This is a genomic window from Piscinibacter sp., assembly GCF_050175855.1.
Taxonomy (GTDB): domain Bacteria; phylum Pseudomonadota; class Gammaproteobacteria; order Burkholderiales; family Burkholderiaceae_C; genus Piscinibacter.
Map to the genome: position 1 here is coordinate 13,890 of NZ_JBFXIO010000007.1, position 21,574 is coordinate 35,463.

At 70.2% G+C, this 21,574-nt stretch carries 15 protein-coding genes; 10 read left to right on the forward strand and 5 right to left on the reverse strand.

Annotated features, from left to right (window positions below; genetic code table 11):
• Positions 1-140 precede the first annotated feature (140 nt).
• From acsA to AB7U92_RS01460, 6 genes are read left to right on the forward strand one after another with little or no spacing between them, the layout of a single operon-like run.
• Positions 141-1,895 carry an acetate--CoA ligase gene (acsA, locus tag AB7U92_RS01435; protein ID WP_428573987.1) on the forward strand — a complete coding sequence of 585 codons (1,755 nt, stop codon included), beginning with the start codon at positions 141-143 and terminating at the stop codon, positions 1,893-1,895.
• Positions 1,892-2,911 carry a pyruvate dehydrogenase (acetyl-transferring) E1 component subunit alpha gene (gene pdhA, locus AB7U92_RS01440; protein WP_428573989.1) on the forward strand — a complete coding sequence of 340 codons (1,020 nt, stop codon included), beginning with the start codon at positions 1,892-1,894 and terminating at the stop codon, positions 2,909-2,911. Before acsA ends, pdhA begins: the two co-directional genes overlap by 4 nt.
• Before the next feature lie 8 nt (positions 2,912-2,919).
• Positions 2,920-3,900 (forward strand): alpha-ketoacid dehydrogenase subunit beta, encoded by a 981-nt coding sequence (locus AB7U92_RS01445; protein ID WP_428574016.1) that lies wholly within the window; start codon positions 2,920-2,922, stop codon positions 3,898-3,900.
• Complete coding sequence (locus AB7U92_RS01450; RefSeq protein WP_428573991.1) at positions 3,897-5,012, forward strand: dihydrolipoamide acetyltransferase family protein; 1,116 nt, start codon at positions 3,897-3,899, stop codon at positions 5,010-5,012. The genes AB7U92_RS01445 and AB7U92_RS01450 overlap by 4 nt, the downstream gene beginning before the upstream one ends.
• Before the next feature lie 10 nt (positions 5,013-5,022).
• Positions 5,023-5,280 (forward strand): acyl carrier protein, encoded by a 258-nt coding sequence (locus tag AB7U92_RS01455; protein WP_428573993.1) that lies wholly within the window; start codon positions 5,023-5,025, stop codon positions 5,278-5,280.
• On the forward strand, positions 5,280-5,825 hold the full coding sequence (locus AB7U92_RS01460; RefSeq protein ID WP_428573995.1) for a phosphatase PAP2 family protein: 546 nt from the start codon (positions 5,280-5,282) through the stop codon (positions 5,823-5,825). The genes AB7U92_RS01455 and AB7U92_RS01460 overlap by 1 nt, the downstream gene beginning before the upstream one ends.
• 188 nt (positions 5,826-6,013) lie before the next feature.
• Here the strand turns inward: AB7U92_RS01460 and AB7U92_RS01465 are convergent, their stop codons facing one another.
• Positions 6,014-6,880: a dioxygenase gene (locus AB7U92_RS01465; protein ID WP_428573997.1), complete on the reverse strand. Its 867-nt coding sequence runs from the start codon at positions 6,878-6,880 to the stop codon at positions 6,014-6,016.
• 633 nt (positions 6,881-7,513) lie between these two features.
• On the opposite strand from AB7U92_RS01465, the gene AB7U92_RS01470 reads away from it, so the two are divergent.
• The 3 genes from AB7U92_RS01470 to AB7U92_RS01480 are packed head-to-tail and all read left to right on the forward strand — an operon-like array spanning position 7,514 to position 14,855.
• Entirely contained in the window at positions 7,514-10,063 is a 2,550-nt protein-coding gene (locus AB7U92_RS01470; RefSeq protein WP_428573999.1) for a TonB-dependent receptor domain-containing protein, read from the forward strand.
• Positions 10,064-10,075: 12 nt separating this feature from the next.
• Positions 10,076-11,377, forward strand: a complete 1,302-nt coding sequence (locus AB7U92_RS01475) for a sugar ABC transporter substrate-binding protein (RefSeq protein ID WP_428574001.1) — start codon at positions 10,076-10,078, stop codon at positions 11,375-11,377.
• Positions 11,378-11,423: 46 nt separating this feature from the next.
• Complete coding sequence (locus AB7U92_RS01480; RefSeq protein WP_428574004.1) at positions 11,424-14,855, forward strand: response regulator; 3,432 nt, start codon at positions 11,424-11,426, stop codon at positions 14,853-14,855.
• Between the two features lie 98 nt (positions 14,856-14,953).
• Here AB7U92_RS01480 and AB7U92_RS01485 read toward each other — a convergent pair whose 3' ends face one another.
• The gene (locus AB7U92_RS01485) at positions 14,954-15,604 is read right to left on the reverse strand and encodes a hypothetical protein (RefSeq protein WP_428574006.1); all 651 of its coding nucleotides are present in this window, start codon (positions 15,602-15,604) and stop codon (positions 14,954-14,956) included.
• A 2-nt stretch (positions 15,605-15,606) separates the two neighbouring features.
• Positions 15,607-18,030 carry a Lon protease family protein gene (locus AB7U92_RS01490; protein ID WP_428574008.1) on the reverse strand — a complete coding sequence of 808 codons (2,424 nt, stop codon included), beginning with the start codon at positions 18,028-18,030 and terminating at the stop codon, positions 15,607-15,609.
• A gap of 91 nt (positions 18,031-18,121) precedes the next feature.
• On the opposite strand from AB7U92_RS01490, the gene AB7U92_RS01495 reads away from it, so the two are divergent.
• Complete coding sequence (locus AB7U92_RS01495) at positions 18,122-20,314, forward strand: penicillin-binding protein 1A (RefSeq protein ID WP_428574010.1); 2,193 nt, start codon at positions 18,122-18,124, stop codon at positions 20,312-20,314.
• Positions 20,315-20,329: 15 nt separating this feature from the next.
• On the opposite strand, the gene AB7U92_RS01500 is transcribed toward AB7U92_RS01495, so the two are convergent.
• Both AB7U92_RS01500 and AB7U92_RS01505 read right to left on the reverse strand, forming a co-directional pair.
• Positions 20,330-21,226, reverse strand: a complete 897-nt coding sequence (locus tag AB7U92_RS01500; RefSeq protein ID WP_428574012.1) for a cobalamin B12-binding domain-containing protein — start codon at positions 21,224-21,226, stop codon at positions 20,330-20,332.
• Between the two features lie 87 nt (positions 21,227-21,313).
• A partial coding sequence (locus tag AB7U92_RS01505) for a helix-turn-helix domain-containing protein (protein ID WP_428574014.1) occupies positions 21,314-21,574 on the reverse strand: 261 nt, incomplete at its 5' end.

Here is a 21,574-nt window from a genome sequence, read left to right on the forward strand (position 1 = left end):
GTCGGCCTCGCCGTGCACCCCCTCCCGTATGCGGCGATTGACGCATCGCAAGGAAGTTTCGCGCGATTGCGCCTGCTCAATGTGCCTGGATGGCGCCGAGGGAGCATGTTCGCCACTTCCCTGTCCGGCCGGAGGCGCGCATGCGCGAGCCCGTGATCCGCAAGACCGCCGACGATCTTCGCGTCCCGCCCCATCTGGCCGACGCGGCCGCGACGCGCGCCGCGTTCTCGTGGCAGGCGGTGCGCGAGGAACTGCTCGGCCGTGCGGAAGATGGGGTGAACATCGGCCGCCTGGCGGTCGACCGCCATGCCGCCGGGCCGCGCGCCGGGTGCACGGCGCTGCGCTTCCTGCACGCCAATGGCGGCGTCACGGCTCTGAGCTACGCCGCCCTGAAGCGCGACACCGACCGCTTTGCCAACGCACTGGCGGCGCTGGGCCTGGGCCGCGGCGACCGCGTGTTCGTACTGGCTCCCCGCATGCCGGCGCTGTACGCGGCGGTGCTGGGCGCGCTGAAGGCGGGCTGCGTGGTGACGCCACTGTTCCCGGCCTTCGGCCCCGAACCCATCGTCACGCGCATGAACCTGGGCCAGGCGCGGCTGCTGGTCACCACCGGGGCGCTCTATCGCCGCAAGGTCGAAGCCGTGCGCGATCGCATCCCGACCCTGCAGCAGGTGATCGTCGCAGGCGATGGCGATGCGCCCGCCGGCACGCTGGACTACGCCGCGCTGATGGAAGGCGCCGGCGACGCAGCGCCGCCGGTGCGCACCGAGGCCGGCGACCTCGCACTGCTGCACTTCACCAGCGGCACCACCGGCACGCCCAAGGGTGCGATGCACGTGCACGAGGCGGTGCTCACCCATTTCGCCACCGGCCGCTACGCGCTCGACCTGCACGACGACGACGTCTTCTGGTGCACCGCCGACCCCGGCTGGGTGACCGGCATGTCCTACGGCATCGTCGCGCCGCTGCTGCACGGCGTGACCAGCATCGTCGACGAGGCCGAGTTCGACGCCGAGCGCTGGTACCGCATCCTGCAGGACGAGCGGGTCAGCGTCTGGTACACCGCGCCCACCGCGATCCGCATGCTGATGAAGGCGGGCCCTGAGCTGGCGCGCCGCTTCGCGTTCCCGGCGCTTCGCTTCGTGGCCAGCGTGGGCGAGCCGCTCAACCCCGAGGCGGTCTGGTGGGGCAAGGAGGTGCTCGGCCGCCCCATCCACGACAACTGGTGGCAGACCGAAACCGGCGGCATCATGATCGCCAACACCCCGGCGATGGACATCAAGCCCGGCTCGATGGGTCAGCCGCTGCCCGGCGTGCAGGCGCTGATCGTGCGGCGGCCCGAGGGCGGCGGCGTGGAGGTGGTCGACGAGCCCGACGTCGAGGGCGAACTCGCGCTGCGCGTGGGCTGGCCATCGATGTTTCGCGGCTACCTCGGCCAGGAGGAACGCTACCGGAAGTGCTTCGCCGGCGACCTCTACCTGACCGGCGACCTCGCGAAGCGCGATGCCGACGGCTACTTCTGGTTCGTCGGCCGCGCCGACGACGTGATCAAGTCCGCCGGCCACCTGATCGGGCCCTTCGAAGTCGAAAGCGCGCTGATGGAGCACCCGGCGGTGGCCGAGGCCGGGGTGATCGGCAAGCCCGACCCGGTGGTGGGCGAAGTGGTGAAGGCCTTCGTCTCGCTCAAGCGGGGATTCGAGGCCTCGGAGGAACTGCGCCTGCAGCTGCTCGGCCATGCGCGCAAGCGCCTCGGCGCGGCGGTGGCGCCCAAGGAGATCGCCTTCCTGCCGGTGCTGCCGCGCACACGCAGCGGCAAGATCATGCGCCGGCTGCTCAAGGCGCGCGAGCTCGGCCTGCCCGAGGGCGACACGTCCACCCTGGAGGCCGGCGCATGACGACCACCGAACCCACCGGCGCCACCACCGACGTGCGCCACCACGACCGCGCCTTCTGCCACGGCCGGCTGCGCGACATGCTGCGCATCCGCCGCCTGGAAGAGCGCTGCGCGCAGCTCTATGGCGAGCAGAAGATCCGCGGCTTCCTGCACCTGTACATCGGCGAGGAGGCCTGCGCTGCCGGCGTGATGCCGGCACTGCAGGCGCAGGACAACGTGGTGGCCACCTACCGCGAGCACGGCCATGCGCTGCTGCGCGGCGTCGCGATGAACTCGATCATGGCCGAGATGTTCGGCGTGCAGGAGGGCTGCTCGCGCGGCCACGGCGGCTCGATGCACCTGTTCGACCGTGCCACGCGCTTCTACGGCGGCAACGCCATCGTCGGCGGCGGCCTCACGCTGGCGGTGGGCCTGGCGCTGGCCGACGTGCAGCTCGGCCGCGAGGGCACGGTCACCGCCTGCTTCTTCGGCGAGGGCGCGGTGGCCGAGGGCGCTTTCCACGAATCGCTCAACCTCGCGGCGCTGTGGCGGCTGCCGGTGCTGTTCCTGTGCGAGAACAACCTGTACGCGATGGGCACTGCACTGTCGCGCTCCGAGGCGAGCATCGACCTGGTGGCCAAGGCCGCCAGCTACGGCATCGAGGGCGCGTCGATCAATGGCATGAACGTGCTGGCGGTGCACGAAGCCACGCAGGAAGCGGCCCGGCGCGTGCGCGAGACACGCTCGCCGCGCTTCCTCGAGCTGCACACCTACCGCTTCCGCGCCCACTCGATGTTCGACGCCGAGCTCTATCGCGACAAGGCCGAGGTCGAGCGCTGGAAGCATCGCGATCCGATCGAGGCCTTCGCCGGCCGGCTGCGCGAGGCGGGCATGCTGAGCGACGCCGAGCGCGAGGCGATGGAGGGCGAGGCCCTGGCCGAGGTCGAGGCGGCGGTGCGCTTCGCCGAGGCGGGCACGCTGGAGCCGGCCGAGCGCCTGCTCGACGACGTGGTGGCGCGGGAGGCGCTCCGCCCATGACCTCACCCATGTGCCGCACGATCACCTACCGCGAAGCGCTGCGCGAGGCGCACCGCGAGGCGCTGCAGCGTGATCCGCGCGTGTTCCTGATGGGCGAGGATGTCGGCCGCTACGGCGGCAGCTACGCGGTCAGCAAGGGGCTCCTCGAGGAATTCGGCGAGGCACGCATTCGCGACACGCCGCTGTCGGAGCTGGGCTTCGTCGGCGCCGGCGTCGGTGCGGCACTGGGCGGCGCGCGGCCCATCGTCGAGCTGATGACGGTGAACTTCAGCCTGCTCGCGCTCGACCCCATCGTCAACGGCGCGGCGCTGCTGCGCCACATGTCGGGCGGGCAGTTCGGCGTGCCGCTGGTGATCCGCATGGCCACCGGCGCCGGCCGCCAGCTCGCCGCGCAGCATTCGCACAGCCTGGAGAACTGGTATGCCCACGTGCCTGGCCTGCGCGTGCTCGCACCGGCCACGGTGGAAGATGCGCGCGGCATGCTCGGCAGCGCGCTGCAGCAGAGCGACCCGGTGGTGATCTTCGAGCATGCGCAGCTCTACAACCTCGAGGGCGACCTGCCCGAGCCCTGGCGTACCGACATCGACCGTGCGGCGATCCGGCGCGAGGGCCGCGACCTGTCCATCGTCACCTACGGCGGCTGCCTGCCCAAGGCGCTGGAGGCGGCGCGCGTGCTCGACGGCGAAGGTGTCTCGGCCGAGGTGCTCGACCTGCGCGTGCTGCGCCCGCTGGACGATGCGGCAATCGCCGCCACGGTGACCAGGACCCGCCGCCTGCTGGTGGTCGACGAAGGCTGGCGCAGCGGCAGCCTGGCTGGCGAGGTGATCGCACGCGTGGTCGAGAGCCCGGTGTTCTACGAACTGGACGCGCCGCCGGCGCGGGTGTGCAGCGAGGAGGTGCCCATCCCCTACGCGAAGCACCTGGAGGAGGCGGCGCTGCCGCAGCCGGCGAAGATCGTTGCCGCCGCGAAGCGGCTGCTCGGCCGATGATCGACTTCAAGCTGCCCTCGCTGGGCGCCGACATGGACGAAGGCACGCTGCTCGAATGGCACGTGGCGCCCGGGCAGGCGGTGAACAAGGGCGACGTGATCGCGGTGGTCGACACCAGCAAGGCAGCGATCGACATCGAGGTCTGGCAGCCGGGCACGGTGGCCGAGCTGCTGGCCGAGGTCGGGCAGAAGATTCCGGTCGGCACGGTGATCGCGCGGCTGCTGGCGCCGGGCGAGGCGGCCGGTGCCGCGGCGCCCGTGGTGGTGCCTGCGCCGAAGGCTGGTGCGCGCAAGCCGGTCACGCCGGCCGCGCGCCGCCGCGCCGCCGAACTGGGCGTGGATGTGCAGGCGCTGGCCGGCACGGGCGCGGAGGGCGCGGTCACGCTGGCCGACGTCGAGCGCGCTGCCCCCGGCCGCCCGGCCGCTGCAGCGCCCACCCCCGCCGACCGCGCCGCCGAGATGCGCAAGGTGATCGCCGCCGCGATGGCGCGCTCCAAGCGCGAGATCCCGCACTACCACCTGGCCGAGCCGGTGCCGATGCGCGCGGCGCTGGCCTGGCTGCGCGCGCACAACGCTGCGGCGCCGGTCACCGAACGGCTGCTCAGCGCGGTGCTGCTGATCAAGGCGGTGGCGCTGGCGCTGCGCGAGGTACCCGAGCTCAACGGCACGTTCATCGACGGCGCCTTCCGCCCTGCGCCGGCGGCGCACGTCGGCGTGGCCATCTCGCTGCGCGGCGGCGGCCTGGTGGCGCCGGCGCTGCACGACGTGGCCGAGCAGCCGCTGCCGCAGCTGATGGCCGCGCTCGCCGACCTGGTGGCTCGCGCCCGCGCCTTCCGGCTGCGCAGTTCGGAGATGAGCGACGCCACGGTCACCGTCACCAACCTCGGCGACACCGGCGTCGAGCTGGTGCATGGCGTGATCTACCCGCCGCAGGTGGCGCTGGTCGGCTTCGGCCGCATCAGCGAGCGGCCGGCGGTGGAGGCCGGGCAGGTGGTGGCGATGCCCATGCTCACCGCCACGCTGGCCGCTGACCACCGCGTCAGCGACGGCCATCGCGGCGCGATCTTCCTCGCGCGGCTGCGCGAGCTGCTGCAGCATCCCGAGGCGCTGTGAAGGAACGACGATGACCGACGACGACATCCGCAGCGGCGTGATCGACTGCATCCGCCGCATCGCCCCCGAGGTCGAGCCGGGCGAGCTGGCGCGCGAGAGGCCGCTGCGCGACCAGGTGGATCTCGACTCGATGGACTGGCTCAACGTGATCGTCGGCTTCCACCAGCGCTTCGGCGTCGACATCCCGGAGTCGGACTATGCGAAGCTGGTGTCGCTCGACGCCATCGTGGCCTACCTCGGCGCCCGCCTGGGCCAGCCCCCCGGTTGATGGATCCGTTCGCGGTGCTCGGCCCGCTGGACGAGGCGGTCCGGCGCTGGGTGGTGCAGGCCTCCGGCCCGGCGCTGATCGATGCGGCGAGGGTGCTGTCGACGGCGCACACTGCGCGGGGCATCGCCGTGATCGTGGCCGGTGCCGTGGCGCTGCTGCTGGCGCTGCGAGATCGGGCTGGCGCGCTGTGGCTGGTGCTGGCGTTCTACAGCGGGGCCGCGCTCACCCACGGGCTCAAGCACCTGATCCAGCGCCCGCGGCCGGGGCAGGCCGAGTCCGCCGTCACCGATTTCGCCTTCCCCAGCGGGCATGCAGCGCAGGCCACGCTGCTCTACGGCGCGCTGCTGGTGCTGGTGTGGCGGCACACGACGTCACGGGCGTGGCGTGCGGCGGCGGCGCTCGCGGCCATGCTCCTGGTGATGGCCGTGTGCGCCAGCCGCCTGGTGTTGCAGGCGCACTGGTTCAGCGACGTGATCGGTGGCGTGCTGGTCGGCGGCCTCTGGCTGGCGCTGGCGCTCGTGGTGCGGCGTGTGCTCGGGCGGTGATGAGACTCCGAGCTTGAACGTTTCGGCTGTCGTCGAACATCCGGCACCGGATTCTCGCGGGCAGGGACGAAGGCAACTTCAGACTGTCCGCGACCTTTCTCCTGCGACACCCGGATGACGGTCATCGACCCGAATCCGCGCATCGCGGTGTTCCAAAGCAGTCGGACAGCCGTTCGTGAATGACGACCTCACTCCGATGTGCTGGATCGTGGCGCCGGTGCATGCGCCAACACGAATCGATGACGCAGCGTGTGCCGAGCCTGGTTGTCCTCGCCATGGTGCCCGAAGTTTGCGATCAGCGACGAGCGCACGCCGAACACGACATCGGAGTCCAGGTAACTGTCGCCCTCCTGGAATAGGTGTGTGATCAGGGTCGCGAACCCCGGCGCGCGGATGCGGAAATGAATGTGCGACGGTCGCCACGGGTGGCGGCCGGTGGCCAGAAGCAGCTCTCCCACCGGGCCATCGGTCGGTACCGGGTAGGACGTGGGCAGCACCGAGCTGAAGCGCACCTTCCCCTCGGCGTCGGTGAGGAAGACGCCGCGGGCGCGACGCGTTTCGCCGAGTTCGGGCCGCTGCACGTCGTACAGGCCGTCTTCGTCGGCCTGCCACGTGTCGACCTCGGCGCCGACAACGGGCTGACCCTGTAGATCGACCACCTCGATGTCCACATCGAGCGGCTTGCCTGGTGCGCCGTGCGCGATGTCGGCGCCGCTGTCGCAGCGCGGTGCATCTTCGACGTGAAAGGGGCCGAACACGGTGGCCTCCGTCGCGCCTTCGGGCCACGACTGGTTCATGGCCACCGTCAGCATCGACACGCCGAGAACGTCGGACAGCAGGATGAACTCCTGGCGCTTGTCGTCACATTTCTGGCCGGTGGCGGTCAGGAAGCGAATGGATTGTTCCCACTCGCGTTCAGTCAACCGCACGTCACGAACAAAGCCGTGCAGGTGCCGGATCAGCGATGTCATCACCTCCTTGTGGCGCGTATCCTGACTATCGCAAAGCCGGGCGATGACCGCGTCGGTGATGTTGTGCTCGTCAATGTTGCGCATATCGATCTCGATTGGGTGCGAGCTGCGGCGGCACGGGAAGGGATCCAGGCAGCGGCAAGAGTCGACAAGGTGGCGCCGATGGTGTCACACCCCGTGAGCGGCCGCATTGGGTCGGGGCCTGGGGCACCCCGCTCCGAGCCCAGCGCTTAGATGCGGACTTTGAGCTTGCGCTTTCGGGAAGCCGTCGTTCGTCACCGCGCGCGACCGACCCTGAGCCGTCGGACAGCCCCGGCGATCAGATGCCACGAAGCGGACCTCAACCAGCTTTCGTCATCGTTGCCACCGCTTGCGCCCGGCCACGCGCAGGACACGGTAGTGACACCGAAAGCGGCCCGTGGCCGGGCAAGGCTGAGCCGCACGCAGGGCCCGATGGATGCCCCGCAGCGGAGGGCATGCACAGGCAGCAGCAATCAGAAGACTGCGGCGTGGCGTGCGGCATGAGTCCGCGCGTCGGTTGCTAGAACGTTGGCGGGTCCAAGCCATTCCTGGGCCTCGAGCCGTGTGGGGTCGGAAGCGGCGGCATGCGCCAAATCAACTTTCCTGTACCGCTACGGGTTGGCGATGAAGTCGGGCCCCATGGGTCGGGTGTAGATTGAAAAAAAATCTGAACGACTCGGTGTACTGGAGGCGTCGATGGGGAAGTTCCAATGCGGGATCGGCGCTCATTTCAGAGTGCCGCCTTCTCGGCCATGCGCGGCGCAATGGGCGCCGCTGTTGGCGTGGGCGTTGCTTCATTCGTCGCTGTCCATCGCCCAGACTGCCGGGCCCGAGCCCGCCGGGCGCGAGGCCGTCCCTGCCCATGCCGCGGCGTCTGCGGCAAGCACGGCCCATTCCCTGGGGCTGGAGCGTGTCGTCGTCACCGGCACAACGACCCGCGTGAGCAAGCTCCGCTCGAGCGTGTCGACGAGCACCTTCGACAGCGACCAGGTACAGCGGACCGGTGCGGACAGCGCTTCCGACATCCTGCGCAGCGTTCCCGGCGTGCTGGCCCAGTCGTCCGGCGGCGAAGGCAATGCGAACGTCACGGCACGAGGCCTGCCGTTGAGCGGCGGCGCGAAGCTGGTGCTCTTCTCAGAGGATGGCCTGCCGGTACTCGGCTTCGGCGACCTCAACTTCGCAACAGCCGACACCTTCGTGCGGTCCGACTTCACACTGGACCGGATCGAGGTGCTGCGCGGCGGGTCCGCGTCCACGTTGGTCAGCAATGCACCGGGAGGCCTGTTCAACTTCATCAGCAAGACGGGAGACATTGCCGGCGGGCGCATCGGGTTGTCGCGCGGCCTGGACTTCGATCGCACGCGCGTGGACCTCGCGTACGGGCAGCCCATCGCCGAGCGGTGGAGCTTTCATATCGGCGGCCACTATCGCCAGGGAGAAGGGCCGCGCAGCGTCGGCTACAACGCCGAGGGTGGCGGGCAGGTCAAGGGCAGCCTGACTCGACACTTCGACCAGGGCTTCGTGCGTGTCCACTTCAAGGTGCTCGACGACAGGGCGCCTGTCTATCTTCCCGTGCCGGTCTCGATCACGGGAACGACCTCGGATCCGCTCGTCGCGTCGCTGCCCGGCTTCGACGTGCTGAGCGGCGCGATGCAGTCGAAGTACTGGCGCGATGACCTCTCGGTCGACCGCGACGGCCGCGTCGTGCGCACAGAGATGCGTGACGGGTATCGATCCCAGGTCCGAGCGTTCGGGCTCGAGGCTGAATCCGACTTGAGCCAGGACTGGCGATTCGAAGGTCGCATGCGCGTGAGCACCACCACCGGCCGGTTCGTCGGGCCGTATCCGGCTCAGGTCGCGTCTGCCTCGGAGATCGCGACGCAGATCGGCGGGCCGGGCGCGAGCCTGCGCTATGCCAACGGCCCCTTGGCAGGGCAGGCAATCACCGATCCGACCGTGCTGAATGGCAACGGCTTGGCCGTACGGACCCACCTGTTCAACACCGAGCTCAACGACCTGGGCAACTACACCCACGACCTGCGGCTCACCCGTCGCTTCGACGGCGCGCAGCAACGCACCAGCGTCACGGCGGGATACTTCAAGATGCGGCAGTTTGTTGACGCGGACTGGCACTGGAATACCTACTTGCAAGAGGTCCGCGGCAAGGACAGCGCGCTGCTCGACGTGGTCGATGCACAAGGTGTCCTCGTCACCCAAGGTGGGCTGGTGGCCTACGGCGAGCCCTTCTGGGGCAATTGCTGCGTCCGCTCCTACCGCTTGCGCTACGACACCGATGCGCCGTACCTCGCCGCGCACTGGCAGAAGGGCGCGGTCGATGTCGATGGAAGCCTTCGATACGACATCGCTCGAGCCTCAGGCTCCTACGCGGGTGCGAGCGGCACGCGACCGATCGACGTGAATGGCGATGGCGTTCTGCAGGCACCCGAGCAGAATGTGCCCGTCGTGGACCCGACCACGCAACTGCCTGTGCGCTACACGGTGCGCTATCTCTCCTACTCGCTGGGTGGAAACTATCTGGTGTCATCGAACATCGGGCTGTTCGCGCGCGCGAGCCGCGGTGGTCGCGCGCACGCTGATCGTGTGCATTTCGGTGGCGGCATTCGTCCCGACGGCAGCATTGCCAAGGAAGTGGCCGTGAACACGGTGAAGCAGTACGAGGCCGGCGTCAAGTGGAACGGCGACCAGGCGAGTGTCTTCGCCACGCTGTTCAGGGCGACCACCAAGGTGACCGATCAGGACATCACGTCCACCACCGCGCGCTTCGTCAGCCGCACCTACGAGGCGCACGGCATCGAACTCGAGGGCGTCTTGGCCGCCGGGCCCTTCGACGTGCACGCTGGCCTGACCTACACGCGCGCCCGGATCGCTTCGGACCAGATCACGCCGGATCAGGTGGGCCAGCCTATCAACTCGCGGTTCATGGCGCGGCTCGCTCCATCGTATCGCCGTGGCCCACTGAGGCTGGGACTCAACGTGATCGGCACGAGCGCCTTCCCGTCGACGCGCGGCGGCATCGCCAATCCAGGCTTCGTCCAGGTCAATGCAGTCGCCAGCCTGGCCCTCGACAAGGATTGGACACTCTCCGCCACCGGGAACAATCTCTTCAACCGCATCGGCATCACCGAGATCCCAAACTCGGCGGCGGGCGTCACGGCGGACGGCGCGAACACGGCGCGGTCGATCGGCGGGCGGACGGTTTTCGTCTCGCTCGTCCGTGCGTTGTAGCGGGTCGCAGCCATGTTCGAGCGCATGCGCAAGCTGGCGAGTCGGGCCTCCCTGCTCGCTGCCATCGCCTCCCTCGCCGCCAACCCCCTGGCGCGCGCCGGCGCCGCAGCCGAGCCCAAGACCATTGCCGTTTGGACCCGTGCCGCACTCAACGTGCAGGAAGCCACCGCCATCAAGGGTGCCGCGGCTGCATTCAACCAGTCGCAGAAGGCCTACAAGGTCGAATTGCTCTGGTCGAGTTTTCGCGACTACGCGGACTGGGTACAGAGTGTGGCCGTCACCGGCAACCTGCCCTGCCTTCTCGAGATGGATGGTCCCCTGCTCGCGCAATTTGCCTGGCCGGGCTACCTGCGCCAACTCGACAAGTTCGTGTCTCCCGAGTTGCGGCGCGACCTGCTTCCGTCCATCGTCCAGCAGGGCACCTACCACGGGCACCTTTACAGTCTGGGACAGTTCGATTCCGGGCTGGGCTTGTGGGCCAACCGGCGCTACCTTGCCGCCGCACAGCTGCGACTCCCCACCGTGGCCCGGCCTTGGACCCTCGCCGAGTTCGAACACGCGATGCAGGCTCTGGCCCAGGTCGAGGGCGTGGAGTACCCGCTCAGCCTGGGCGTGTATGCCGGCGTTGGCGAGTTCTATCCTTACGCCTATCTGCCCATCCTGGCGGGCTTCGGCGGCGACTTCATCGATCGTGCCGGCACTGGCCGCGCGGCCGGCGTCATGGACGGTCCGCAGTCGGTGGCTGCGATGCAGCGCTTCCAGTCGTGGTTCCAGAACGGCTGGACACGTGCCGTCTTCGATCGCAACGACGACTTCGAGCGCGGCCGCACTGCGTTGCTCTGGCTAGGCCACTGGAAGCACACCGACATGCGCGAGGCCCTCGGAGACGATCTCGTGCTGCTGCCGCTGCCCGACTTCGGCCACGGACTCAAGACGGGCATGGGATCGTGGGCCTGGAGCATCACCAGCGCCTGTCCCTACCCCGCGGGGGCCTGGGCCTTCCTGTCCCACCTGATGTCAACCGAGGAGATTCTTCGTGTGACCCACGCCAATGGCGCCATCCCCGCGCGACGGTCCGCGCTCGGCAGGTCGGCGCTCTATGGGCCGGGGCGGCCGCTTCAGGTGTTTGCGCAGCAGCTGTTCAACGGAGCGGGCGTCCCGCGGCCGGCCACGCCCGGCTATGGCTTGATCAGCAAGGCCTTCACGAACGCCGTGCGGGCCATCATCGCGGGGGCTGACGTGCAGACCGAACTCAGCCGGGCCGCGCAGATCATCGACCAGGACATCGCCGCCAACCGGGGGTACTCGCATTGAGCCCCGCCGCGTCGAGACCTTTGGTCGAGCGCCCAGGGGTCGGCGCATGAAGGTCGGGAGCATGATGGTCGGGATCAAGCAGAAGATCGTCCTGGTGCTGGTGGTCGTGCTCGTGCTGAGCACCACCGTCAATGCGCTGGTGGCCTCCTACTTCACAAACCGGCAGAACGAGGATGCCGCCTTTGCGAGCCTGGACAACCACCTGCAGGTCTGGCAGTCGGACTGGCATGACATGTCCGAGCACCTGAAGACGGTGGCCGTATCCACGGTGGGCGATGTCGCCATTCTCGATCAGCTGGGGGAGCTTCTGCGGCTGGGCTTCAACGCGGTGGACCCTGCAGGCATCGCAGAGCGCGAGGAGACGAGACGAACCCTCGGGTATCGAAAGACCGTCTCCATCAACCGCTTGCAGCTGGCCATGCGCACCGGCGGCTTCTCCAGCATCTACGTCTACATGGGAGGACAGCTCAGCCACGCCATATCTCCCTCGAGCGCCGGCTTGAGCATCCCGCGTGAGGACGGGAAGCCCACCTGGATCGCCGTGTCGCCCGATGCGTGGGGCAACTTCCCCTTGCGCAGCTGGCCGGCGTGGCAGGAGGCGCCCCCGCCTGCCCAGGCCATTCGCCCGCTGGCGGAGCGCCGCTCAACGGATGTGTCGATCCTGACGGCACCCTCCGGCGACCTGGTGGTCGAGGTCTCCGTGCCCGTGGAGGGCCTGGTTCAGGACCTGATGACCGACGACGCACGCAGCTTTACCGCGCGGTTCTATTCCGAGCTGTCCGTGGTCGGCGAACCGGTGCCATCCGCGACCACGCGTCCTCCGGTCGCGGCGGGTGACGGCAAGAGAAGCATGCTGGTCGAGGTCATCTTCCGCAAGGTCATCGATACGGAAATGCTCGAGGCCATTGCCCGCGAGACCGGCAAGCTGCCTGCGGTGCTGTCGGCTTCGGACGGCACGGCACGGTTGATGAACGCCCAGTTTCCCATCGGACCGGTTCGACAGGCTGCAGGGTGCGGCACAGGCGGGTCGTCCCGGTGCATCGTCGAGGCGGGAGGGAAGTCCTACTACGTCGCCTTCGTGCCATGGCCGACGGCGGACCGGGCGCCACTCGCACTGGGCCTGGCTTCGATGCGCGACGGCACCTTGGCGAACATCCGTCAGACCGTTCTGGCCATCCTGCTCGTGGCCTGCGGCACGCTGCTGGTCAGCGTCGTGCTCGGCCTCCTGTGGGTCAAGCGGCTGACGGACCCGATCGTCAACCTGACCCGTGCCGTCAAGGGCATCACCACCGGCAACCGCGACGGAGCCGGTTCCCGGCTCCGGCCGATCGGGAACCTGCAGCCAGTGGAAATCACGGCCACCGATGAGGTCGGAAAGCTCGCCGCTGCCTTCAACGACATGGTCGGACAGCTTCAGACCTCGTTTGAAACCCTCGAGGAGCGCGTGCGACTTCGCACCGCAGAGCTCGAGCGGGCACAGATGAGCGCCGAGGCCGCGACCCGTGCGAAGAGCGAGTTCCTCGCGAACATGAGCCACGAGATCCGCACGCCCATGAACGCCATCCTCGGCATGTCGCGCCTGGCGCTGCAAAGCGGACTCAACCCGCAGCAGCAGAACTACGTCCAGAAGGTCCATGCCTCGGCTGAGCTTCTGCTGGGCATCATCAACGACATCCTGGACTTCTCCAAGATCGAGGCCGGCAAGCTCGACATGGAGTCCATCCCGTTCAATCTGGGCGACGTGATGGACAACCTGGGCAACGTGATCGGCATGAGGGCCGACGAGAAGGGCCTCGAACTGCTGTTCGTCGAACCGCCGGAGCTGGCCATGGCGCTGGTGGGCGACCCCTCGAGGCTGAGTCAGGTGCTGCTCAACCTGGGCAACAACGCCGTCAAGTTCACCGAACGCGGCGAAGTCGTGGTGGCCATCGAGATGATCGAGCGCCGCGACGATTCCGTACTGCTGCGTTTCGAAGTTCGCGACACCGGCATCGGCATCAGCGCCGAGCAACAGCAGCGGCTCTTCCAGCCCTTTTCGCAGGCCGATGCCTCGACGAGCCGGCGCTATGGGGGCACCGGGCTCGGGCTCGCGATCAGTCGGCAGCTGGTCCACCTCATGGGTGGCGAGCTCGCGGTAGACAGCCAGCCGGGCCAAGGCAGCAGATTTCACTTCAGCGTGCGATTCGGCGTGCAGCCTGCGCTCGCTGCGCCACCGCGTGCGCAGGGCCGCGAGCGCCTGGCCGGCGTGCGTGCGCTGATCGTGGACGACAACGCCGCGGCCCGCGAAGTGCTCGCCGGCATGTGCGGGGCACTGGGCTTGAAGGCCGACACGGCCGTCGACGGTCTCGAGGCGCTGCGCATGGTGGATCTCGCTGACGAACGCGACGTGCCGTACGAGCTGGTTCTACTCGACTGGAAGATGCCCACCCTCGACGGTATCGAGTGCGCGGACCGGATCAGTCGTCGCATACAAGGTCGGCACCCGACCCCGACGGTGCTGATGCTGACCGCCTTCAGTCGCGACGAGGTGCAACAGCGCCTGGCCGAAAGGCGGGTTCACACGGCTGCGCTGCTGACCAAGCCCGTCACGCCGTCGGCGCTGCTGGATGCCTGCAGCACGGCGCTCGGCCGTCCCATCCAGTTGGCCACACGCACGGGTCTGCGCGAAGAGACCCTGCTCGGCCATCAGGCCAATCTGGCCGGAGCGCGCCTCCTGCTGGTGGAGGACAACGCCATCAACCAGGAGTTGGCCGTCGAGCTGCTCAGTCGCGCCGGTGTCAAGGTCAGCGTCGCGGGCGACGGCCGGGAGGCGCTGGATCAGCTGGATCGGCATCCCTTCGACGGCGTGCTGATGGACTGCCAGATGCCGGTCATGGACGGCTACGCGGCCACCCGTGCGCTGCGCGAGCGGCCACAGTTCCGGGACCTGCCGGTGATTGCGATGACCGCCAACACGATGGTCGGCGATCGCGAGAAGGTGCTGGCAGCCGGCATGAACGACCACATCGCCAAGCCGATCAATATCGAGGAGTTGTTTGCCACGCTCGCCCGTTGGGTGCGCCCTGGAGCCGCACCCAGAGCGGCGAACGCCGCGAGTTCGTCGGCTGAAGACCCGCCGTTCTCCGGCTTGCATGGCATCGACTCGCGTGCGGGTCTGGATGGTGCTCTCGGCGACGCCGCCCTGTACCGCAAGCTCCTCTTCATGTTCCGGGATCGCGAGCGCGACTTCGGGGCACGCCTGCGTGCGGCGCTCGTGGCGGGAGGCGGCGCAGCCGAACGCCACGCCCATGACCTGAAGTGCACGGCTGGAACATTGGGAGCCCACGAGGTCCGGCAGGCGGCCGAAGCGCTTGAGCGCGCCTGCAGGGAGGGTGCCGGGCGGGAAGAGATCGAGGCGCTGGTCGAGCGGGTGACTGCGGTCCTGGACCCGGTGATCGCCGGACTTCAGGCGATCCGACCGGCTCCACCGGCGGGCTGACGGCCGCGAGCGACTCATGATGGCCAAGAGCGCATGACCCTGTTCCACGCGCGAGTGCAAGCAATCGCCGATTTGCTGACCTGTCCGGCGCGCCCCGCTCAGCCCCCCGACCCCACCAGCAGCAGCGGCGCGTGACGCGCGCCGGCCGGCAGCGATGCCAGCGCATCCGCCGGCAGCACCAGCAGGTCGGCATCGCCCGCCCAGGCCGCCGCGGGCGGCTGGGTGGCGAGCTTGCGTGTCTCCAGCTTCGCGCCGAGGGCCTGGGCCAGCTGCGCGGCCACCTGCAGCGCGGCGCGGCCGGACGCTTCGCCGTTGTCGAGTGCGACGACGTGCGGCCGCCGCGGCCGGCGCATCGACGCGAAGGGCGCCGGCGCGCCGGCCACCAGCAGCAGGTCGGTCTCGGCGCGCAGCGCCATCGCGGCTTCGTCCAGCGCACCGCGCACCACGCGCATCGACCAGCCCACCGCATGGCGTGCGCCGGCGCGCCCGGCCAGGGTGCGCAGCCGCGCCGCCTCAGCCTGCCAGCCGCGCTCGACGTCGGCCGGCGCCAGCGGCGCCCAGGCCGCGGCCGAGCGCGCCAGCACCTGGGTGCTCGGCAGCGCCGCGGTGGCCAGTGCGGCGCGGCTTTCCACGTACACCAGCTGCAGCTCGCGGCGCATCAGCTGCGCCAGCGCGCACGAGGCGTCGAGCAGCGCGGCGGCGACGGCCGCGTCGTCGAGCACCATCGTCACCTGCTCGTGCGCCGCCATGGTCAGGCCTCGCTGTCGCCGCCGCCCATGCGCACCACCTGCCGCAGCACCTGCGGCCGCTTCAGCGCACGCGGCTCACCGCGGCGCACCCGCGTGAACGCGCGCAGCCGGCGCGCCACGCGGCCGTTGACGGTGTCGTCGCCCGCGGCGTCGGCGCGGCCGGCGCTCAGGCCGGTCAGCCACGCCATCACGTCGTCGATGTCCTCGACGCTGCGCACCGCGAAGCGGCCGGCCGCCACGGCCTCGACCACATCCTCTCGCAGCATCAGGTGCTGGGCGTTCGCCGCCGGAATCAGCACGCCCTGCGTGCCGTCCAGCCCGCGCGCGGCGCACAGGTCGAAGAAGCCTTCGATCTTCTCGTTGACGCCGCCGATGGCCTGCGCCTGGCCGGCCTGGTTGACCGAGCCGGTCAGCGCCCAGCCCTGCCGGATCGGGACATCGGCCAGCGCCGACAGCAGCGCCGCCAGCTCGGCCAGCGAGGCGCTGTCGCCCTCGACCGGGCCGTAGGTCTGCTCGAACACCAGGCTGGCCAGCAGCGAGTGCGGTTGCGTGCGCGAGTAGCGTGCGGCGAGGAAGCTGGCGAGGATCATCACGCCCTTGGCGTGGATCGGCCCGCCCAGGTGCGTTTCGCGCTGGATGTCGATCACCTCGCCGTGGCCCAGCCGCGCGGTGGCGCTGATGCGGATCACCGCGCCGAAGCGCTCGCCGCCGACATCGTAGACCGACAGCCCGTTGACCTGGCCGACGCGCTCGCCCGCGGTGTCGATCAGCAGCACGCCGCGGCGCAGCGCGTCTCCCAGGCGCTCGTCGATGCGGCCCGCGCGCTCGCGCCGCGCAGCGATGGCGGCGCGCACATGGGCCGCCGTGATCGCGCCGGCCTGGGCGCGCCGCGCCAGGTGGTCGGCCTCGTGCAGCACGTCGAGCAGCCGGCGCACCTGGGCGCTCATGCGCTCGCTGTCCTCGGCCAGCCGCGCGGCGTGGTCCATGCAGGCGGCCAGGGCCGCGGCGTCCGGCGCGAGCAGCCCGGCCTCGCCGGCCCGGCCGGCCAGCGCGGTGGCCAGCGCGCCCACCGTGCCGGCGTCGCGCGGCATGTCGTCGCCGAGATCGGCCACCACGCGGAACAGCTCGTCGAATTCCTCGTCGTAGGCCTGCAGCAGCGCGCACACCTCGCGGGTGCCCACCAGCACCACCTTCACCTTCAGCGGAATCGGCTCGGGCTCGAGCTGCACGGTGGAGCTCATGCCGAGCTGCTCGGCCACCGCCTCGATGCGGATCTCGCCGCGCAGCAGCGCGCGCTTCAGCGTCTGCCACGCGAACGGCTGGGTCAGCAGCTTGACGGCGTCGATCAGCAGGTGCCCGCCGTTGGCGCGGTGCAGCAGCCCGCCCTTGATGAGGCGGAAGTCGGTCAGCAGCATGCCGAAGCGGGCGATGTGGTCGACGCGGCCGACCAGGTTGGGCACCGTCGGCAGGTCGGCCTCGACCAGCGCCTCGCCGTCGCTGGCAGTGGCATCGAACAGCAGATTGACCTCGTAGCGCGACAGGTCGCCGTGCTCCTGGCTGGATTCGGCGCCGTCTTCCTCCTCGGCCGGGGCGCGGAAGTCCTCGGCGTGCTCGACCATGTCGGCGGCCACCGAGTCGAGCCACGCCGCCACCTTGGGCAGGTCGGCGTGGCGGCCGCGGATGTCTTCAAGCGCGTGGTCGGCGGCCACGCGCGTCATCGAGCGGTTGAGCTCGCGCACGCGGTCGGCGTGCTCCTTGCGCAGCCGCATCGACGAGCGCAGCGCGCGCACCAGCTGTTCCTGCACCTCGGCCATGGCCTTCTGCAGTTCGGCGCGCTGCTCGGGCGGCAGGCTCTCGAACACCTGCGGCGGCATCACCTCGCCGTCTTTCTGCGGCGCCACCGTGAAGCCCACCGGCGTGCGCACCATCGCCAGGCCGCGACGCTGGGCCTCGCGGCCGACCTCGATGAACGACTGCTCGGCGCGCTGCTTGAACTCGGCGTCGATGCGCTCGACCTCGGTGGCGTATTCCTCCGACTCGAACATCGTGCGGATCATGGTGCGCAGGTCGCGCACCAGCGTCTTCATGTCCTCGCGCAGCGCGGTGCCGCGGCCGGCCGGCAGTTCCAGCGCGAGCGGCTTGTGCGGCTGCGCGAAGTGGTTCACGTAGACCCAGTCGCTGCGGGTGACGCCGTCGTTGCGCAGCCGAGCCTGCACCGCCTGCCGCACCAGCGCACGCCGGCCGCTGCCCGGCGGCCCGGCGACGAACAGGTGATGGCCGGCATGCGGCGTGGACAGGGCGAAATCAACGGCCGCGGCCGCGCGCGGCTGGCCGACGATGGCCGCGGCCGGTGCGTCGGTGAGCGAGAGCGATGCCGGATCGCAGCGGGTGAGCAGTTGCTCGGCGGTCAGGGTGCGCAAGGCCATCGGCCCATGCTAGGCAGCGAGCCGTTCGCCGGCTTGATCCCAGTCATGTCCGGTAACAGGGCTCGCGACCCGCACCGGACAATGCGCGGCCATGGAACTGCGACGCCTGCTCCGTCCACTGCGCTGGGCCGCGCTGGCGCTGCTCGCCGGAGCGCTCGCGCTGGCCGGCTATGCGGCTGCACTGGTGCCGTTCACGCCCTCGGTGGACAAGCTGCTCGCCGCGCGCGACGACAAGCCCAGCGTGCTGCTCGCTGCCGACGGCTCGCTGCTGGCCACCTTCCGCCGCACGCCGCGCGAGTGGCTGCCGCTGGAGCGCATCCCGCCGCACGTGGTCGACGCGCTGATCGCCACCGAGGACCACCGCTTCTGGGAGCACCCCGGCATCGACTGGCGGCGCAGCCTGTCGTCGGTGCTGCAGACGCTGGCCGGCGATCCGCAGGGCGGCTCCACCATCACGCAGCAGCTCGCCCGCAATGCCTTCCCCGAGGAGATCGGCCGCGCGCGCACGGCCACCCGCAAGCTCAAGGAGATGATCACCGCGATCCGGCTCGAGCGCCGCTACTCCAAGCGCGAGATCCTCGAGGCCTACCTCAACACCGTCTCGTTCCACTACAACGCCTACGGCATCGAGATGGCCGCGCGCACCTATTTCGACACGCCGGCGGCCAGGCTGACGGTGGCCGAAGGCGCCACGCTGATCGGCCTGCTCAAGGGCACGCGCGTCTACAACCCGGTGCTGCATCCGCAGCGCGCGCTCGAGCGGCGCAACATCGTGCTGGCGCAGATGCTCAAGCACGGCAAGCTCGATGCGGAGCAGGCCGAACGCCTGAAGACGCGGCCGCTGCGGCTGGACTTCGAGCGCCAGGATCTCGGCCAGGGCCCGGCGCCGCACTTCGCCGAGGCCGTCAAGCGCTGGCTGCTGGCCTGGAGCGAGCCGCTGGGCTACGACCTCTATGCCGACGGGCTCGTCGTGCACTCGGCGATCGACCCGAAACTGCAGCGCATCGCCAACCAGGCGGTCTCGCGACAGCTCGAGGCGCTGCAGGCGGTGGCCGACGTCGAGTGGGGCCGCGAGAGCGGCAAGCTGCTGTCCGGCGGCACGCGCGCCTACGTGGCGGCTCGCGCGAAGACCGAACCCTTCGCGCACTTCTGGGCCACGCGCGGCGAGCTGGTCGACGACTTCATCCGCGAATCGGCGGAGTTCGCCGCGATGCACGAAGACGGCCGCAGCGCCGAGGACGCCCTGGCCACGCTGCGTGCCGACGCCGCCTTCATGCGTTCGCTGCGCGAGCGCAAGACACGGCTGGAGGCCGGCTTCGTGGCCATCGATCCGCGCAGCGGTGCGGTGCGCGCCTGGGTGGGCGCGCGCGATCATGCGCTCGACGCCTTCGACCATGTGCAGCGCTCGCGCCGCCAGCCGGGCTCGACCTTCAAGCCCTTCGTCTACGCCGCGGCACTGGAGGCGGGGGCCGACCCGCTGCGCGAGTTCGACACCCGCAACGTCAGCCTGCGCCTGCCGGATGGCTCCAGGTGGCGCCCGCGCGACGTGAGCGCCGCGCCCGACGGGCGATCGACGATGGAAGACGGCCTCGTGTTCTCGCGCAACAGCGTCACCGCGCAGCTGATCGGCGAGGTCGGTGCCGACAAGGTCGAGCACCTGGCGCAGCGCCTCGGGGTACGCGAGAGCGCGCTGGAGGCGGTGCCGTCGCTGGCGCTGGGCACCAGCCCGGTGAGCCTGCTCGAGATGGCCAGCGCCTATGCCACCATCGCCGCGCAGGGCGAGTACCGGGCGCCGCTGCTGGTGACGAAGGTCACCGATGCGAGCGGCAAGCCGCTGATGCAGCTCGCGCCGCCAGCGGGCGCGCCGGGCGAGCGCGTGCTCGACGCCGCTGTCGCCGTCCAGCTGATCGACATGCTGCGCGGCGCGGTGAACCGCGGCACCGGGCAGGGCATCCGCTCGGCCTGGGGCATCCAGGCCGACGTGGCCGGCAAGACCGGTACCACGCAGGACAACACCGACGGCTGGTTCATCCTGATGCAGCCGCAGCTGGTGGCCGGCGCCTGGGTGGGTTTCAACGATCCGCGCATCACGCTGCGCAGCGACTACTGGGGCCAGGGCGCGCACAACGCGCTGCACGTGGTCGGCGACGCGATGCGCGGCGCGCTGGCGCAGGGGCTGGTCGATCCGGGCGCCGAATTCCCGACGCCGGCGGGTGCGGCGATCCGCGAGTTCGTGCGCAGCGCGGGCGAGACGCTGAGGCGCTGGTTCGGCTTCAGCGACTGAGCCGCACGGGGGCGCTCAGCGCGCCACCAGCGAGTGCGCCGTGGCCACTGCCTCGCGCGCATCGGTGCAGATCGCCTGCGCGCCGAATCGGGCGGCCTGCTGCGGCGATAGCGTGAACACCGGCCCGCCCAGCAGCACTGGCATCGCCGGGTTGCGCGAGGCGGCCTTGAGCTTGCCGACCAGCGCGGCCAGCGTGGGCAACTGCGCATCGACCGAGACCGACAGCCCGACCAGGTCGAACCATTCGTTCTTCACCGCGTGGCACAGCTCGGCGCTGCTCGGCGAGACCTCCAGCACCACCTGCCAGCCGGCCTTGCGGAAGAACTCGCTGACGATCGACAGCCCGAGCACGTGCTGCGACCCCGGCGCCGAGGCCAGCATCACCCGCTGCACCTGCCCGGCCTGCTTGGGGCCGTCGCGGTACTCGTAGCCCATGGTGTGGATGATCTCGTGCATCAGCACCAGGCCGAGCGTGACGTCGACGAAGCTGCGGCGGTCTTCCTCCCATTCGCGGCCGAGCAGCAGCGCGGCCGGGCCGACGAGGTCGACCATCACGCTGTCGGCCTCGTGGCCCTCGGCGCGCAGCCTGGCGATGAGCCGGTCGGCCGCGGTGCGGTCACCGGCGGCGCAGACGGCGGCGAAAGCGGCCACGTGGGCATCGAGCCGGCCCGTCGGGCGGGCGTTCACCGCGCCGTCGCGGTGAGCCACCAGCAGGCGCGGGATGATCTGGTCTTCGAGCACGCCGCGCATCGAGCGGCGGCATTCGTCGTCGCCCGTGGACTGGCCGTCGTGCGACTTGCGCGCCGGCGAGCGGCGGCGCGGCTGGTGCATCGACGACAGCCACCAGCCATGCAGGGCCTGGGCCAGCGTCTCGGCCGGTGCAGCCGGCCAGGTGGAGGTGTGCGAACTCATGAGGCCTCCCGGAATACTCCCGGACGCCGACACTAACCGCTTCGCCGCCTGCTGCTCCTAGGTGAAAAGCCGCAGCTGCTGCCTTCTTCAGGCGGCGATGGCGCTGCCGCGCGCCGCGCTGCGCAGCCGTGCGGCGTGGCCGTGGCGGACGCCGCCGTCGTCGGTCGGCCCGCGCGTGCCGCGCGTGCAGGCGCGCAGCGCCGATTCGTCGAGGATCTCGACCTCGCGGTTGTCCACGCGCAGGCAGCCCCAGTCGGCCAGCGCGCTGAACGAGCGGCTCACCGTCTCGTGCGCCACGCCGAGCAGGCTGGCGATGTCGCGCCGGCTCATGCGCAGGTACAGGCGCCG